This is a genomic window from Desmonostoc vinosum, assembly GCF_059505385.1.
Map to the genome: position 1 here is coordinate 1 of NZ_JCACKM010000162.1, position 15,253 is coordinate 15,253.

Annotated in this window: 10 protein-coding genes; 6 read left to right on the forward strand and 4 right to left on the reverse strand. The window is 44.1% G+C overall.

The window, feature by feature from the left end; genetic code table 11:
- Positions 1-250: 250 nt before the first annotated feature.
- A complete protein-coding gene (locus tag AC5JMF_RS22075; protein WP_495797856.1) occupies positions 251-1,654 on the forward strand; it encodes an aromatic ring-hydroxylating dioxygenase subunit alpha in 1,404 nt (467 codons plus the stop codon).
- 106 nt (positions 1,655-1,760) lie between these two features.
- Positions 1,761-1,907, forward strand: a complete 147-nt coding sequence (locus AC5JMF_RS22080; protein WP_495797857.1) for a hypothetical protein — start codon at positions 1,761-1,763, stop codon at positions 1,905-1,907.
- A 59-nt stretch (positions 1,908-1,966) separates the two neighbouring features.
- Here AC5JMF_RS22080 and AC5JMF_RS22085 read toward each other — a convergent pair whose 3' ends face one another.
- Entirely contained in the window at positions 1,967-5,623 is a 3,657-nt protein-coding gene (locus AC5JMF_RS22085) for a CAAX protease (protein ID WP_495797858.1), read from the reverse strand.
- A gap of 512 nt (positions 5,624-6,135) precedes the next feature.
- On the opposite strand from AC5JMF_RS22085, the gene AC5JMF_RS22090 reads away from it, so the two are divergent.
- Positions 6,136-7,248 (forward strand): alkene reductase, encoded by a 1,113-nt coding sequence (locus tag AC5JMF_RS22090; protein ID WP_495797859.1) that lies wholly within the window; start codon positions 6,136-6,138, stop codon positions 7,246-7,248.
- A gap of 60 nt (positions 7,249-7,308) precedes the next feature.
- Here the strand turns inward: AC5JMF_RS22090 and AC5JMF_RS22095 are convergent, their stop codons facing one another.
- The 3 genes from AC5JMF_RS22095 to AC5JMF_RS22105 all read right to left on the reverse strand — a co-directional run bounded on the left by AC5JMF_RS22095 (position 7,309) and on the right by AC5JMF_RS22105 (position 9,305).
- On the reverse strand, positions 7,309-7,470 hold the full coding sequence (locus AC5JMF_RS22095) for a hypothetical protein (protein WP_495794220.1): 162 nt from the start codon (positions 7,468-7,470) through the stop codon (positions 7,309-7,311).
- A 225-nt stretch (positions 7,471-7,695) separates the two neighbouring features.
- Positions 7,696-8,676, reverse strand: a complete 981-nt coding sequence (hemB, locus tag AC5JMF_RS22100) for a porphobilinogen synthase (protein ID WP_495797860.1) — start codon at positions 8,674-8,676, stop codon at positions 7,696-7,698.
- Positions 8,677-8,963: 287 nt separating this feature from the next.
- Positions 8,964-9,305 carry a DUF4870 domain-containing protein gene (locus AC5JMF_RS22105; RefSeq protein ID WP_495797861.1) on the reverse strand — a complete coding sequence of 114 codons (342 nt, stop codon included), beginning with the start codon at positions 9,303-9,305 and terminating at the stop codon, positions 8,964-8,966.
- Between the two features lie 129 nt (positions 9,306-9,434).
- Here AC5JMF_RS22105 and AC5JMF_RS22110 point away from each other — a divergent pair, with 129 nt between their 5' ends.
- From AC5JMF_RS22110 to AC5JMF_RS22120, 3 genes are all read left to right on the forward strand, one after another.
- Entirely contained in the window at positions 9,435-11,069 is a 1,635-nt protein-coding gene (locus AC5JMF_RS22110; RefSeq protein ID WP_495797862.1) for a peptide chain release factor 3, read from the forward strand.
- Positions 11,070-11,472: 403 nt separating this feature from the next.
- Positions 11,473-13,776 (forward strand): M48 family metalloprotease, encoded by a 2,304-nt coding sequence (locus AC5JMF_RS22115; protein ID WP_495797863.1) that lies wholly within the window; start codon positions 11,473-11,475, stop codon positions 13,774-13,776.
- 628 nt (positions 13,777-14,404) lie between these two features.
- Positions 14,405-14,902: an RNA recognition motif domain-containing protein gene (locus AC5JMF_RS22120; RefSeq protein WP_495797864.1), complete on the forward strand. Its 498-nt coding sequence runs from the start codon at positions 14,405-14,407 to the stop codon at positions 14,900-14,902.
- The last annotated feature ends 351 nt before the right edge of the window (positions 14,903-15,253 follow it).

Sequence of the window (15,253 nt, forward strand, 5' to 3'; positions counted from 1 at the left end):
TCTCTGATTCTCTAAGTACTTTTTTCTGAGCCTGAGCTTTTAGTCCAAACTCCAGTGAGAGCGCGATCGCCAAGCAATAACGTAAAAAAATTGTTACATTTTTTGTAAAGAAAACTCAGCTAGTTCCAACAGGAAATAGCCTGCAACGAGGTTATGAAAAAGCAAGGAGCAGGGCGAAGGTTGTATGTATATCTCCCCTACTCCCTGCCCCCTGCCCCCTGCCCCACTCCCCACTCCCCACTCCCTATTTATGAACGTCACATTACCAACCAGAGCAGCAGCAAGCCTTCCTGCTGGTGGACTCGATCCAGAGCGCTTTGACTGGCAAGAGGCTTGGTATCCTGTCTATTACGTTGAAGATTTAAACAAATCCCGGCTAACTCGCTTCACCTTACTAGAGCGAGATATTGTATTGTGGTGGGATCAAAATGAACAAACATGGCGAGCTTTTGAAGACCAATGCCCGCACCGTTTAGCTCCACTGTCCGAAGGTAGAATCAACGAAGATGGCTGGCTGGAATGTCCATATCATGGTTGGGCTTTTTCTGGTACAGGGAAATGCGAACGCATCCCCCAACAAAGGGAAGGAGGACAGGCGGAAGTTTCTGTGCGTGCGTGCGTGACTTCATTACCAACTACAGTTCGTCAAGGACTGCTATTTGTCTATGCGGGAAACTCTGAGAATGCCCCTCAAACCAAAGTTCCGATCGTTGAGCCTCTTGAAGAAGATCCTGATGGCTGGATTTGTCTGAATACATTTCGAGACTTACCCTATGATGCTCTAACCTTAATGGAAAACGTTCTCGACTCCAGTCATATACCTTATACACACCACCGCACAGTTGGCAACCGGGCGAATGTGTCTGCTGTTGACTTAGAGGTTGTAGAATCAGGGAAGTGGGGATTTAAAGGGATTTGGGCAGAAGGCCCCCGCAAAGGAACTCTAGGACGACAAGATACTACCTTCATTGCTCCTGGGCTGATGTGGCATGACCTCACCTCCAAACAGTTTGGTAGAACATTAACAGTAGTCTATGCAACTCCTATTCGCAAAGGAGAGTGTCGGCTATTTGCTCGCTTTCCCTTCCAGTTCTCCTCCAAAGTACCGGCACTGTTTCTCAAGCTAACTCCGCGTTGGTACTCACATATCGGGCAAAATAATGTCTTGGAAGATGATCAGATTTTTCTGCATTATCAAGAACGATATTTTGAAGCGCGTGGCGGTAGTGCCAACTTTACTAAAGCGTTTTATTTGCCAACCAAAGCTGATCTCTTCGTATTTGAATTGCGTTCTTGGGTGAAGCAGTATAGTGCTGAGCCATTTTCAGGTGGGAGGCTACCACCACCACTTTCCCAAGCAGCCTTACTCGATAGGTATCACTCCCATACGAAAAATTGTGCCAGTTGCAGTCAAGCCTTGACTAATCTGCAACGGCTGAGGGTAGGAGTAATTGTACTAGAAGCATTAATTTGGGGACTACTCCCCCTATTAGGGTTTATTGATCGTGATACATCCATCATCACTGCAATGATTTCGACTTTGGCAGCTGTGGGTGGTATCTTGGCTTGGTTCGGTTTGGGTAAATTAGAGCAGAAGTTCTACCAAGGAAAGGAAGTCCCGCCTCGAAACCTGCCCCAGAAAAACCAGAAGTAGAAACGCGATTGATGGCGTCTAGCAGCAAGCATCTAACCAAGAGTGTATATTTCGTGAGATGAACAAGAGTTTTTGGTGTTTTTAAGTCTTCAATCTGGTTGATTTCTTGACTGGATTTAATAGTTATGCTTGTGGAGTGTTTCATAGTTTGGTAAAGCATTTTCTCTGGTGCGATCGCTTGACAGCCTATCCTGAAATAAGCGATCGCCTTTTTATGAAACATAGGGAGTGGGGAGTAGGGAGTGGGGAGTAGGGGAAGAAAGTGTTTCTTTCATAATTTTGTGGGAGCGTTAATTACGAATTACGAATTAGTTAAAACGTTATTGGTGCAATTGGTTCAATATCAGGATCATTGCCGCCAATTTGGTTGGTGCGGAGAACCCACGCCGAAGCATTTTGCTCAAGGAAAACACGCACAACTGTATCACTTGCCAACCGAGGTAGAAGGGTTCGCCAGCTTTGCAAGGCCATGAGCAGGTTTCGCAAAGGAGCATCTTCTAGAGTGCTACCTAGATCGTATTCGTTTTTTTCCCAATCAGAGCGGATGACCCCGAATGGCTGGAGTTGCCATTTTAAAGCTTTGCCTAGCTTCATGAGTTGGGTATAGCGTCTGGCTTGCTCAGGGTTTTGCAATAACCAGTTTTGTAACAAAGATGGATTAGACTCCTTTTTGGGCCGGATTTTGCGGAGACTGGCAAATAAGGCTTCATTGGAATCTTGAGCGCAGTTATTCGCGGGGCCAACGTAGGTTGCACCAGTACCATCACCAATGCGGTAACGAGCGGTCATCGCCTGAAGTTGTGTCAACATAATATCTAGGGCAGATCTTCTGATGCCATTGTTTTCAAAGTCTCCGGTAAAAGCATCAAGTTTCACGAGAATATCGCAAACAGGACGGACACCTGCCCAACCAAATTGGCGATCGCCCATGTGGCGCGACCAGTGTAAAATACCTGCTATTAATCCATCGGTGTTATGGGTATAAACTTGGTAATACTGAATATCAAAGCGGAGTTCCTCTGCTAATGGTTCCCAGACAACCTGCGCTACTCCATAGGCGAAGTGCCCGAAAAAAATCGGTGTTGCAGCTGCGGGTTCTCGCTTTTTACCGCCAATACCGCCGTAAACATGCAAAACTAGAGCTCGTTCCCCCTCTCGCCACTCGTTGATGGCATCTTGATTGTTTTGCCTTGGGGGACTTAGCAGCACAGAGCTAATTTTTCCTTTTTGGGCTACGATATCTGCCCAAGCCTGTTTGCGAATATATTGATGGCTGGGTCGATGCCCAAAAATAATTCTATCTGGCTGGAGCCGCAAAAGCGATCGCGGCGCTAAAGATTGCACCACAAAGTTTCCTGATACATCTTTAGCTCCGTAAATATACCACCCCATTTCGTTGAGAGGAGATTGGGCAATTTGGTGTGTGCTGGAAGGAAAACAACTATTTTGATCGGCGACTACAAACGGCAGTCTGACAATTTCTTCGACTCCATCGAATTGCCTGGAGGTGCGATTAAAATGCACTACACGAAACTGATCTGTTCTTGCTAGCGGCTGTACAAATTGAATTAAGCCGCAATAGCGGCCACTAATTTGTACTGGTTGACTGCGGATGTAAAGTGTGGTTTCTTGCGCCTTCTCCACAATCACTGTATCTGTTAACATCACAATCACGTCATCATTTGGGCGTGAGCCTGCTAGAGACTCTAAAGGGTTGACTTGTTGCCAATGATTTAGGCGTACTGGATGAATTAATCCCCCATATTTGCTAGTGTACTCAGCATCTGCACTAAAATGCACATCTCGCGTCACTGCCCGTACCCAATTTTGTACTTCAGGCGCATTCACCCAACGCAAGTTGACTATCTGCCCAACTAAATCTTGAAAGTCTGCATCAGCATAGTGAACTTCAAACAACGCTCCCCGCACATTTCTGCGCTCATGTTTTTGCGGTAAAATTAAGCGGCCCATCCAGTTGCCAATTGGGCGATACCACTGGGGATCGACCATCTGATCCAAAGGATAATAATCAGGACGATTAAAGGCGGCTTGTTGATAAAGACTATAGTTGCTGGGCTTTCTGGAAATATCTTGTTCTGCGACCAGAAGTTTTTCGTTCAGAATTTTGATAATGTAATCAACAGTCTGCTCCAAATGACTACGCCCGTCTGGCAGATATGCCTCGGGATCCATTAAACCACCAGGCAGCTGATGCCCAACAGGCCCAAGGGAAATCAAGCTAATTTTACCCAACCGTTTCGCCCGATTCCAGTAGGAAAGCGCGAAAATTCGCCAGCGTCCGGGGAACATAATCGGGCCGAGTCGCTCAACCGAGTCTTGATCACCTACAAGATGATAAAGATGTTCCAGCTTGAGAATATTGCAATTACCGCTGATGACGCCACCTAAAGAAATCACATCAATGGGTGCTTGAATTGCCCGCCTGAGTAATGGTGCAGATGCCGCAGCCATTTGTCCGCCACCACTGAAGCCAATCAAGGTGACAGGAATCCCGCTTCGCGGTTGATAGCCATTGTTGCTCAGGGAATTGTACATTACCTGAGCAATACCGTGGTTGTAGAGCGAGCCATAGCGGCTATCGGCACAAACTGACACAATCAGCACATTTCGCAGATTAACGATTAAACCTAACAAACTAGCAGGGTTAGTCCAGCGAGATTGATCCGCGAGTTTCCACAGCAATGCTAGGGGACGGTCTTCATCTAGAGGGTTGTTAAGCACAGAGTAAGCAATTAACCCCCGAACTAAGGCGATATCTTCAGGTAGACTAGCGGTGAGGGCATCTAAAAAATCTTCCACATCGGGTAGATACCGAGAAGTAGACTGTCCAATGCCATCTAAGTAAATTACGTAACGGGAGATATTTTTGCCGTCTTGAACGGGTTTAGCCAAACTCCCTGTATTAATCGTTGTATCTATTTCATCGTTATACCAGCCAGCCCACCATCCCAGCGTTTCTAAAGGGGCTAAGAGTCCAGCGAAGGCGATCGCCACTATACTAATCCACAGTAAGTCAAAAACAAATTGGATCGCCTTTGGCAGTTGGTTATCCCACCCAAATAAAGCATTGCGTACAGGATTCAGCACGATCGCCACTAAAAAAGCCAGAAATGCCATAACCATTAAACTGATAAGTAGCATTAGTAACTGGCGTCGTTTGGAAGTATCAGCAGCATGACGGCCCGATGCCCTCACCTGGCGACTCTCAGATCGAGAATTTCGCTCTGTAGCGCGTTGCCTAGCTGAATTGATCAACCGTTGAGCATCGGGTTTAATGACTTGTGAAGGGTTAACCAACGGTGAAGAAGGGCGGCCAAATGCCGATTGTAGCAATTGTGCCACATCTTCCTGATGGGTTACTAGCTGCACTCCAGCAACTGTATTTGCTAGCCAGCGTCCCAGGTTAGCGATCGGTTGACCAATAGTTTGCTGTAATATCTGGAGCATCGCCCAGCCAAACGCCACATACCAAAAGGCATTTCCCACAGACACTTGAGCAACCACCGCAAACCCAACAGCCATCGCCAGCAAATGCCAGACCGACAACAGCGATAAAATCGGAACTCCCAAGTAAGGCAGTACCCCCATAAAACCAAATAGCATTGGTGCATAACTCAGCCCTAATACCCGGGCCAAAATTTCCCAAGGAACATCAACAAACCAAGGCAAAAGACAAATCAGCCAAGTGCTGAACACCAGAAATAGATAACCAAACATATATAAAACCGCGTTAATTAATAAGCTAAAAATGAAGCGTACAGGCTTGACGCGATTAATAAATAGAACTATACCTTGAGCGATCGCCAAAGATAAACCAGCTACAATCACCATTACTAGCGCCAAAATCAATCCATTAGGTAGAGTGCTAATTTCTCGGAATACCCCAGCATGAAAGCTGAATACCCCTCTCAACAATTCCCAAAATTGATTTAGACTACTTGTGAACATAGCTATATCCGAATTTAAACTGAATCTACTATCCTTCAATTGAGGTGCAAAAGTAATAATTTATCAACACGATGAGGGGGGATGCACTTCGGCTACGCTCAGTCACCGGGGGGATGCACTTCGTCTATGCTCAGTCACCGGAAGATGAGGGAGAAATTTTCTTTGCGTCCCCGCGTCCTCTTCCACTCCCTGCGGGAGCGGGGGCCCCGAGTTCCCCATCTTTCAAGGGTAGGTTTTTCATATTCAGTCTGAAAAAACCTATTTTTTCGTTCCGAAATCTTTCTTTGCGTCACCCGAAGGGGGACGCTCGCAAGCTCGCTAACGCTGCGCTAACGCAGTCGCCTGCAGAGGGAAACCCTCCTGCAGCGCTGTCTCACCGCGTCCCCGCGTCCCCGCGTCAACCAAAACGCGAAATCTAAAAAACCTACCCATAAGAGGAGTTCCCCATTCCCCCTAGACTATATCCAAACTTCACGGTAAAAATCTTGTAGATAGCGGTTGAAAAAATACCAATGAATACTCAAACAGCATTACCAGCACTAATGAGTTCGTTTAAATTAGGGGACTTACCTTTAAAAAATCGAGTAGTTATGGCTCCGATGACACGAGCGCGAGCTGGTGTTGCACGCGTACCTAATACTTTGATGGCAGAGTATTACGCTCAGCGAGCAGGAGCCGGTTTGATCATTACAGAGGCCACTGTGATTTCTACACAGGCTAATGGCTGGCAAAATACTCCTGGTATCTATACACAGGAGCAGAGTGAAGCTTGGAAACAGGTTGTAGATGCCGTTCACGCTCAAGCTACACCAATTTTTCTGCAACTATGGCACTGTGGACGAGCCTCTCACAGCAGTTTTCATGAAAATGGTCAATTGCCAGTTGCACCATCTGCGATTAAGTTGAATGGAGAATACATTCACACACCCATCGGCAAACAACCCTACGAAACTCCACGCGCCTTAGAAACAGAAGAAATCCCGCTGGTTGTGGAAGATTATCGCCGAGCATCCGAACTGGCAAAATTAGCTGGCTTCGATGGTGTAGAAATTCATGGTGCCAATGGCTATCTAATTGATGAATTCTTACAAACCAAAACCAATCATCGCACTGATCAATGGGGTGGTAGTTTGGAAAACCGTTTCCGTTTTCTCAAGGAAATTGTCGAGGCAATCCTAACGGTCTGGCCACCCCATCGGGTTGCAGTCAGGCTTTCTCCCAACGGTGTTTACAACGACATGGGTTCGGAAGATTATCGAGAAACTTTTCTTTATGTTGCTGGGCAATTAAATACTTACGGTCTATCTTATCTTCATCTTCTGGATGGTCTAGGCTTTGGTTTCCATGAATTGGGAACACCAATGACCTTGGCAGATTTCCGTGAGGTGTTTACAGGGCCACTCATGGGTAATTGTGGATACACCCAACAGGAAGCAGAAGATGCCATTGCTAGTGGGCTTGCAGATTTGATTGCTTTTGGTCGGCCCTTCATTAGCAATCCCGACTTAGTGCAGCGTTTTGCCCACAATTTACCACTCAATCCTCTAGCCGAGATGAAAGATTGGTATTCCTTTGGTGCAGAAGGTTATACAGACTTTCCAACTTATCAACAATCTCGTTCGTGAACTACCCACACTGTACTCGGTACTCCGAGTACAGTGTTAGCTTCCAAGTTCACGAAATAATTAGACTTCTTGCAAAAATACTTGAACCGTCAGAGACTCAAGTCTCTGCCTAATAGCAAAAGTCCGTTGAAACGGACTAAAAATACTGTTATTAGTCGGTTGAAACCGACTTGAGTTATCAGCCAGAAAATTTATTTTCTGGCGAGTATCCGACTTTTGCAAGAGGTCTATTGCCTTTTTGCTGCTATATAAACCCTAGATAAGTCTAGACAAGTTGTATCAGGTCATTCGCTTATATCCCCCACTTAAAAGACGTACAAGGCACAAAACCAAAAAAGTTTTGTGCCTTGTACTTGGGGGCTTTACGCATCACGACTCGTAAGTTTTTACCCATCCAATCGTAGGTAACTTTATTGATTTAAACGACTAGTATTCAACACGTATAACCTATTGCAACCATCGCGCTGCGTCTTTGGCATGATAAGTCAAAATCAAATCAGCACCAGCACGCTTAAATCCTGTCAAAGTTTCTATGACCACACGCTCCTCATCGACCCAACCATTGAGAGCCGCAGCTTTTACCATCGAATACTCACCAGAAACATTGTAGGCGGCAACGGGTAAGTTACTAGCTTGCTTCACTTGCCAGATAATATCCATGTATGCCAAGGCTGGCTTGACCATCAGCATATCAGCACCTTCGGCAATATCTAGCTCGATTTCTTTAATCGCTTCACGAGAATTACCTGGATCCATTTGGTATGTTCTGCGATCGCCAAATTGTGGTGTTGATTCTGCTGCATCGCGAAATGGGCCATAATAAGCCGAGGCATACTTAGCAGCATACGACAAAATCGGCGTATCTTGAAACCCTGCCTCATCCAACCCCTCGCGGATGGCCCTGACAAAGCCATCCATCATCCCCGAAGGCGCGATGATATCAGCACCGGCTTTGGCTTGGGAAACTGCTGTTTTCTTCAACAATTCCAAAGTGGGGTCATTTAACACCCGTCCCGTCAAATCACCAACTTGCAAATAACCACAATGACCGTGACTGGTATACTCACACAAACAAGTATCAACAACTACAATTAAATCTGGTACTGCTGATTTCACAGCAGTTGCAGCTTTTTGCACAATCCCGCAATCATGCCAAGCCCCTGTTGCATCTGCATCTTTATCTGTAGGAATTCCAAATAAAATAATCGAGGGAATTCCTAAGTCATAAACTTCTTTTGCCTCTTCGACAATTTTATCTACCGAAAGTTGGTAGACTCCAGGCATAGATTTTACTTCATTGGCGATTCCATCACCCGGAACAGCAAATAAAGGGTAAATTAAATCATTTGTTGTTAAAACAGTTTCACGAACCATCCGGCGTAGTTGGGGATGAGTGCGTAGACGACGGGGACGTTGTATGGGAAACATATAATTTTTGTAAAGAAAACAACGCAAATGGACACAAACCAAAGCGTCACAAAAGTAGGACAAAACTTTTCTGCTGTCAGACAGATTACAAAAAGTGCTTAACTGTCCTTTGCCCTACTCTTGATCTAGCTGTGGGGCAATTTTGTATTTTACAGGTTGGTTGACACCGCTACGACGAACTGAAAAAAAACAATAGAAAAGATTTTACTTTCAGCAAAAAATTGGGTATTGAGTAATAAGGAGAGACTCAATACCCAATTTTTAATTCTCCACAGTGAGCATTTATGCTAGAGAATTCGGAATATGAAAGGATAACGAAAGGGTGTATCGGGATTGCTAAACACAGAAGCAAGTGCCCAAACCGTTAATCCCCAATGCAGCAAATATCCGAGAAATCCTAATGGAATCAGCAAACCAAAAGTAACAAAAATCAGCGCTCCGATAATTACCCCATAAAACCAGACATTAAAGTGAAAGTTGATCGATTCTTTGGCATTCTCCTTAACAACAGGATCGTCACTGGCAAACAGTAGTGCGATGGGTAAACCTACAGATACAAACGCAGTGCTGAAAAAAATGGCTCCATGGCTAAGTGCTGATAAAAGCTTGCGCTTGTCCGTGTCGTACATTACTTTTTCCCCTTAAATCAGGTTGTTGGATACATTACGACCCTATCACGAGCATCGTTGTCTTAAGATTAAAAGACTCGCTAGAGTAGGAAAAAAATTAAGTTAAGTTAAAAGCAAACAAATACAATTATGTCAACTGAACCTCAATCTGAACTCCATCAAGCAGTTGAACTTCGTCGCAATTTTGCGATTATCTCTCACCCTGACGCAGGTAAAACTACATTAACAGAAAAACTACTGCTATACGGAGGTGCGATTCACGAAGCTGGTGCAGTTAAGGCACGCAGGGCACAACGCAAGGCTACCTCTGACTGGATGGCAATGGAACAACAGCGGGGTATTTCTATTACTTCCACGGTTTTGCAATTTGTGTATCGGGATTGTCAAATAAATTTATTAGACACACCTGGACACCAAGATTTCAGTGAAGATACTTACCGAACTTTAGCCGCTGCTGATAATGCAGTCATGTTGATTGACGTGGCAAAAGGTTTGGAACCCCAAACCCGTAAATTGTTTGAAGTATGCAAACTGCGTGGTATCCCCATTTTCACCTTTGTGAATAAACTTGACCGTCCGGGTAGAGAACCTCTGGAACTGTTAGATGAAATTGAGCAGGAATTAGGTTTACAAACCTACGCAGTCAACTGGCCAATTGGTATGGGCGATCGCTTTAAAGGTGTCTTTGACCGACACAAGCAACAAATTCATTTATTTGAGCGTAGCGCTCACGGCAGTCGAGAAGCCCGTGATACGATAGTGGAGTTAGGTGACGCACAAATTGAGGAACTTTTAGAACAAGACCTCTATTTTCAACTCAAAAATGATCTAGAACTGTTAGATGGAGTCGGGCCAGAACTAGATTTAGAGTTAGTCCACCAAGGCAAGATGACGCCTGTATTCTTCGGTAGCGCCATGACTAACTTTGGAGTAGAGTTATTCCTCAAAAACTTCCTCGACCATGCCCTCAAACCAGGTGTTCACAATAGCAGCGTCGGTGAAGTTCCCCCCACTTACCCTGAGTTTTCTGGGTTTGTCTTTAAACTGCAAGCCAATATGGATCCAAAACATCGCGATCGCGTCGCATTTATCCGGGTTTGCACAGGAAAGTTTGAAAAAGATATGACAGTGAATCATGCTCGTACTGGCAAGATTGTCCGCTTGTCTCGTCCCCAAAAACTATTTGCCCAAGAAAGAGAATCGATTGATGTCGCCTATCCTGGCGATGTCATCGGTTTAAACAACCCCGGCGTTTTTGCGATCGGCGATACAATTTACACCGGACAAAAGCTGGAATACGAGGGGATTCCCTATTTCTCGCCAGAACTGTTTGCAACTTTGAGAAACCCCAACCCGTCAAAGTTTAAGCAATTCCAAAAAGGCGTTGCAGAGTTGCGAGAAGAAGGTGCGGTGCAAATTATGTACTCAACTGATGAAGCCAAGCGCGATCCAATTTTGGCAGCAGTAGGTCAGTTGCAATTTGAGGTGGTGCAGTTTCGTCTACAAAACGAGTATGGTGTAGAAACCATCTTAGATTTATTACCCTATGGTGTCGCCCGTTGGGTTGAAGGTGGTTGGGAAGCTTTAAATAAGGTGGGACGAATATTCAACACCACTACAGTCAAAGACAGCATGGGACGCCCAGTGTTGCTGTTCCGTAATGAATGGAATTGTCAACAATTAGAAGGCGACCATCCAGAGTTAAAACTAAGTGCGATCGCCCCCGTATTTTCCGGTCAACAACCAGTAAACAGCGAACAGTGAACAGTTATCAATGAAAAAGAATAAAGAACAGGGAAAAGCAGCCATCTACTCATTAGCTGGGGTTTCTACCTGGATCTTTTTTCGTCAACTAAAAGCGAATTTACTCGGTAATAAATTCAATTTTAATAATTGTTAACAACCCCAACTTTAATTGGGTAAATTAACTGGTAGCTGATAACTGAATCACTAGTAACTGATAAGCTAATCTGCCTTTAACTTGCATAATCCTTTGCCTTAGAAAGACGCGGAGAGAAGTTGCGTGCGGGGGTTCCCCCCGTTGAGCAAACTTCGGAGGACGCGCTTAAGGGGAGACGCGGGGATGCAATTTGAATAATTATTAGCTTAACTGATACTTCGACTTTGCTCAGTACAAGTAACTGATATTTGGAGTGCCAAAATTAGTATGCCTTCACATACCGAATCTTTGGAGGCTGGTTTAGTCGCCCTCAAACAAGGAAATTATCAAACAGCGATCGCTGAACTAGAACCAATAGCTAGCAGCCAAGACAATGGGACTGCTAGCTTGCAGGCTAAAGTTGGTTTAGTGATGGCTTATGCCCGCACTGGCAAAATTGCCAAGGCGATCGCCTTATGTCAAACTCTCACCGAGAGTAATAATTCTCAAGTTCAAGATTGGGCAATTCGCGCTCTTGAACACTTAACAAAACCTAAAAAACGTGAAGTTGAATCAAAAAATTTAAAAACTGGATTTGTCGCTTTTAATAATTCCCAATCAAATACCGCTACATCAGAGTCAAAGCCAGAACAAACATTACAAGAAACTACTCCTGAAACTCCACCTGCTGTTTGTTCATCTCAAACTACATCAGAGAGTCAGCCAGAAGCACCAGAAACCAATCGTCCTAAAACTTCGCCTGTTATATCAGGTAGTGTCAAACAGACGGTAATTAAAAAAACACCTGTTGTATCACTCAATGGCTCAATCGGTTCTCAAGAGTGTATAGAAACAAAAACATCTAGCATTTTTTGGCGAAACGCTAAACGCGCTCAGGTCTGGCAACCTCTGCGTAAGCCTAAGTTAATACCCTTACGTTTACTGTCAGTAGGAACGTTTATCGCCTTATTTTGGGTAATCCGGGAAATAGTCAAGCTGGCAATGGGATTAACTAACCAGATTTTAGTCAAACTACCTTATCTGGAACCATTGCAATTTTTATACCATAATCCAACCTCATTTTTGCTGTCAGTGTTAGCATTCTTAATCATCGCTTCACCTTGGTTGTTGGATTGGCTATTAGCTAACTTTTATGGTCAGCGACAGTTACCCAAAGATGTACTGAACACTTACAGCCGCGAAGCAGTGCGAGTACTGCAACGTTTCTCTCAGCAGAAACACTGGCAATTACCGAAATTGCGGATTCTGCCAATTGCCGCACCAATTATTTTGACCTACGGTAATCTTCCCCGCAATGCTCGGATTGTAGTTAGTCAAGGGCTACTAGACCAACTCACAGATGATGAAATCGGTGTGATCTACGCTACTCAGTTGGGACATATTGCCCACTGGGATTTTGTTGTGATGTCTTTAGTGTTGATTGTCACATTACCACTCTACAAGTTATATCAGCAAGTATCAGAGTTGGGAGACAGGATATCTCAGGGAATTTGGCGCTGGCCAATTGCAGTCATTGCTAGTGGTATTTACGTAATTTGGTGTTTACTGACTGGTACTGCCATCCTTAACTCACGACTCAGGCTTCATTATAGCGATCGCCTCGCCGCCGAAATCACTGGTAATCCCAATGCTTTGATGCGCGCTTTCCTCAAAATGGCTATGGGAATTGCCAACGATGTCGCCAAACAAGAGCAAACCAGTTATCAATTAGAAAGTTTAAATCTCTTAATACCTATAGGCTATAAACAGAGCCTTTCTTTAGGTAGTGTAGCAGGTCAGAGTTCTTTTGAATCCTTCTTAATGTGGGATGTTTTCAACCCCTATCGCCGCTGGTTTACAATTAATAATACTCATCCTCTGGTAGGCGATCGCATCACCCGCCTCTGCAAAATCGCCCGTCACTGGCATCTAGAACCCGAATTACATATAAATACCACAGAATCTTTACAAGTCAGGCGTCAGCCATTCCTATTACACATTGCACCTTGGTTAGGAATTCCCTTGGGTTTTCTGTTTGCAGGTTTAATTTGGCTGGTTTGGCAACTCGCATTCACACTCAAGTTATTAAACCTCAAGTGGATCTACGAAGATTGGTCATTTGTTACAGGCTGCTTGTTAATTTGCTTTAGCATTGGCATGGTAATCAGAATGAATTCCTTTTTTCCTGACATTAAAACCGTCAGTGTACAAGCTGAAAACAGTTTACCAAGCCTCATAGCCAATCCATCCTCCCTACCCATCGATAGCACTACCGTGCGTCTAGTTGGCAAGCTGTTAGGCAGACAAGGTACTAATAACTGCTTAGCACAAGACTTAATTCTACAAACCAGCACCGGTTTGGTGAAATTACATCATATTTCTTGGCTAGGACAGCCAGTTAACCATCAAGACTTACTCGGTCGTCAGATTACTGTCACAGGCTGGTTTCGACGAGGAGCAACCCCTTGGATTGATGTTCAAACCCTGCAAACTCAAAGCGGTAAAACCATCAATAGCCTGCATCCGATTTGGTCTACTGTTGTGGCAGTTGCTGCACAAGCTTGGGGTGCTTACATTTTTCTTACGGGTTAGTTATTGGTCATTTGTCATTTGTATTCACAAAGAACGAAGGACACAAATGTAAAGAAAAGTTGCGAAATCCTTTGATAAGTGTTACATTTATTTACACAGTCAATAGCAACCAGCATAACTTAGCACCTAGCTTTGTTACCGCATTGGCTGTATGCGCTTATCCATCCCCGTTTATCCTCCCAACACAGCAGCAAATCAACCAGCCACTGGCTGGTTTTTGTTTGTAGATATTTGCTATTGAGAAAAAAATGTATTTTATGCTACGATGCAATAATACTATTGTCAGAAATGTGTGCGCTGAACTAGCTACGTAGAAAATACCGTGATAATGTAAGGAATGGTATTGTAATCTGCAAAAAAAGGGCATGGAAGAAAGCGTGTACTTTGGCAGGTAATAGACTATTAAATTTACAACTTTCAAAATTAAGGTGTTATTAGCTCAGCGTGGTATGCGCTTTTGAATTAAACAAGCTTGAACCCAACAAAAGACTGTATTGTATAGGTTGATAGTTGGGAGCAAAAAAATTGGTTTATGGCAGTCTTGGTTAATAGCGTCTATTTATAAAGCCAAAGCCAAGTAAGTGTTTTCTTGCCTTGCCATGTTCATTCAACTCTGGAGGTATAGTTCATGTCCGTTCGCCTATATATAGGCAATTTGCCAAAAGAAGAAATAGATCGTCAAGATCTGCAAGCAGTTTTTGCCGAAGAAGGTGATGCTGTCACCACTAAACTTATCAAAGACCGCAAGACTGGTAAATGTCGTGGATTCGGTTTTTTGACAGTTAACAATGACGAACAAGCTGACCAAATCATTGAAAAATACAATGGTCAGTTATTCAAAGAGACCCCCATTAAATTAGAGAAAGCATTACCTCGAACAAAGGGTGAAGAAGGTGAGGAGCAAGCTCCCAAAGCTGCTAGTGGTACTGCTAGCAACCCCACTCCTAACCCCAACAAAGAGGGTGGTAGCCGTCGGGAAAAAGGCTCTAAGAAACCTCGTCGTGGTGGCGGTTCTCGCGAAAGCAGTAGCAGTAACACTGAATCAGACGCTATCCGTCCAGATCCCCGTTGGGCTTCTGAGTTGGAAAAGCTCAAGCAGATGCTTGCTGCACAAGCTACAAATTAATCTTGAAAGGCAAGAAATTAAAAATTAAAAATCAGAATTATTTTTTGATTTTTAATTTTTAATTACTGATTATTTTGTAGTTCATTTAATGACGTTTACAGTACTTAGGACAAATGCGATCGCATTTGTTAAATAACATTAGATCTAAAGCTAATAAATCTCATAGATATTTAGCTATGTTGCGCTAACAGTCATGATTGCGATTGTTCAGCAAAACAAACCTCCAGAGTTCTGGATTGCCAGAGTGTAGGGCAAAAGGCATCGTTAGCTTTCCCCACAGTAGAGGCGTAGAATTACTACACGCGAATAGTACGAGAGCTTGGTAGCCCCTCGGCTTTAGCCAGGGGTGGA

What these genes read in the sequence shown, in the direction of transcription:
- AC5JMF_RS22090 (WP_495797859.1), top strand. Translation starts at nt 6,136, where the DNA reads ATGAATACTCAAACAGCATTACCAGCACTAATGAGTTCGTTTAAATTA.
- AC5JMF_RS22075 (WP_495797856.1), top strand. Translation starts at nt 251, where the DNA reads ATGAACGTCACATTACCAACCAGAGCAGCAGCAAGCCTTCCTGCTGGT.
- hemB (WP_495797860.1), bottom strand. Translation starts at nt 8,676, where the DNA reads ATGTTTCCCATACAACGTCCCCGTCGTCTACGCACTCATCCCCAACTA.
- AC5JMF_RS22115 (WP_495797863.1), top strand. Translation starts at nt 11,473, where the DNA reads ATGCCTTCACATACCGAATCTTTGGAGGCTGGTTTAGTCGCCCTCAAA.
- AC5JMF_RS22105 (WP_495797861.1), bottom strand. Translation starts at nt 9,305, where the DNA reads ATGTACGACACGGACAAGCGCAAGCTTTTATCAGCACTTAGCCATGGA.
- AC5JMF_RS22110 (WP_495797862.1), top strand. Translation starts at nt 9,435, where the DNA reads ATGTCAACTGAACCTCAATCTGAACTCCATCAAGCAGTTGAACTTCGT.
- AC5JMF_RS22120 (WP_495797864.1), top strand. Translation starts at nt 14,405, where the DNA reads ATGTCCGTTCGCCTATATATAGGCAATTTGCCAAAAGAAGAAATAGAT.
- AC5JMF_RS22085 (WP_495797858.1), bottom strand. Translation starts at nt 5,623, where the DNA reads ATGTTCACAAGTAGTCTAAATCAATTTTGGGAATTGTTGAGAGGGGTA.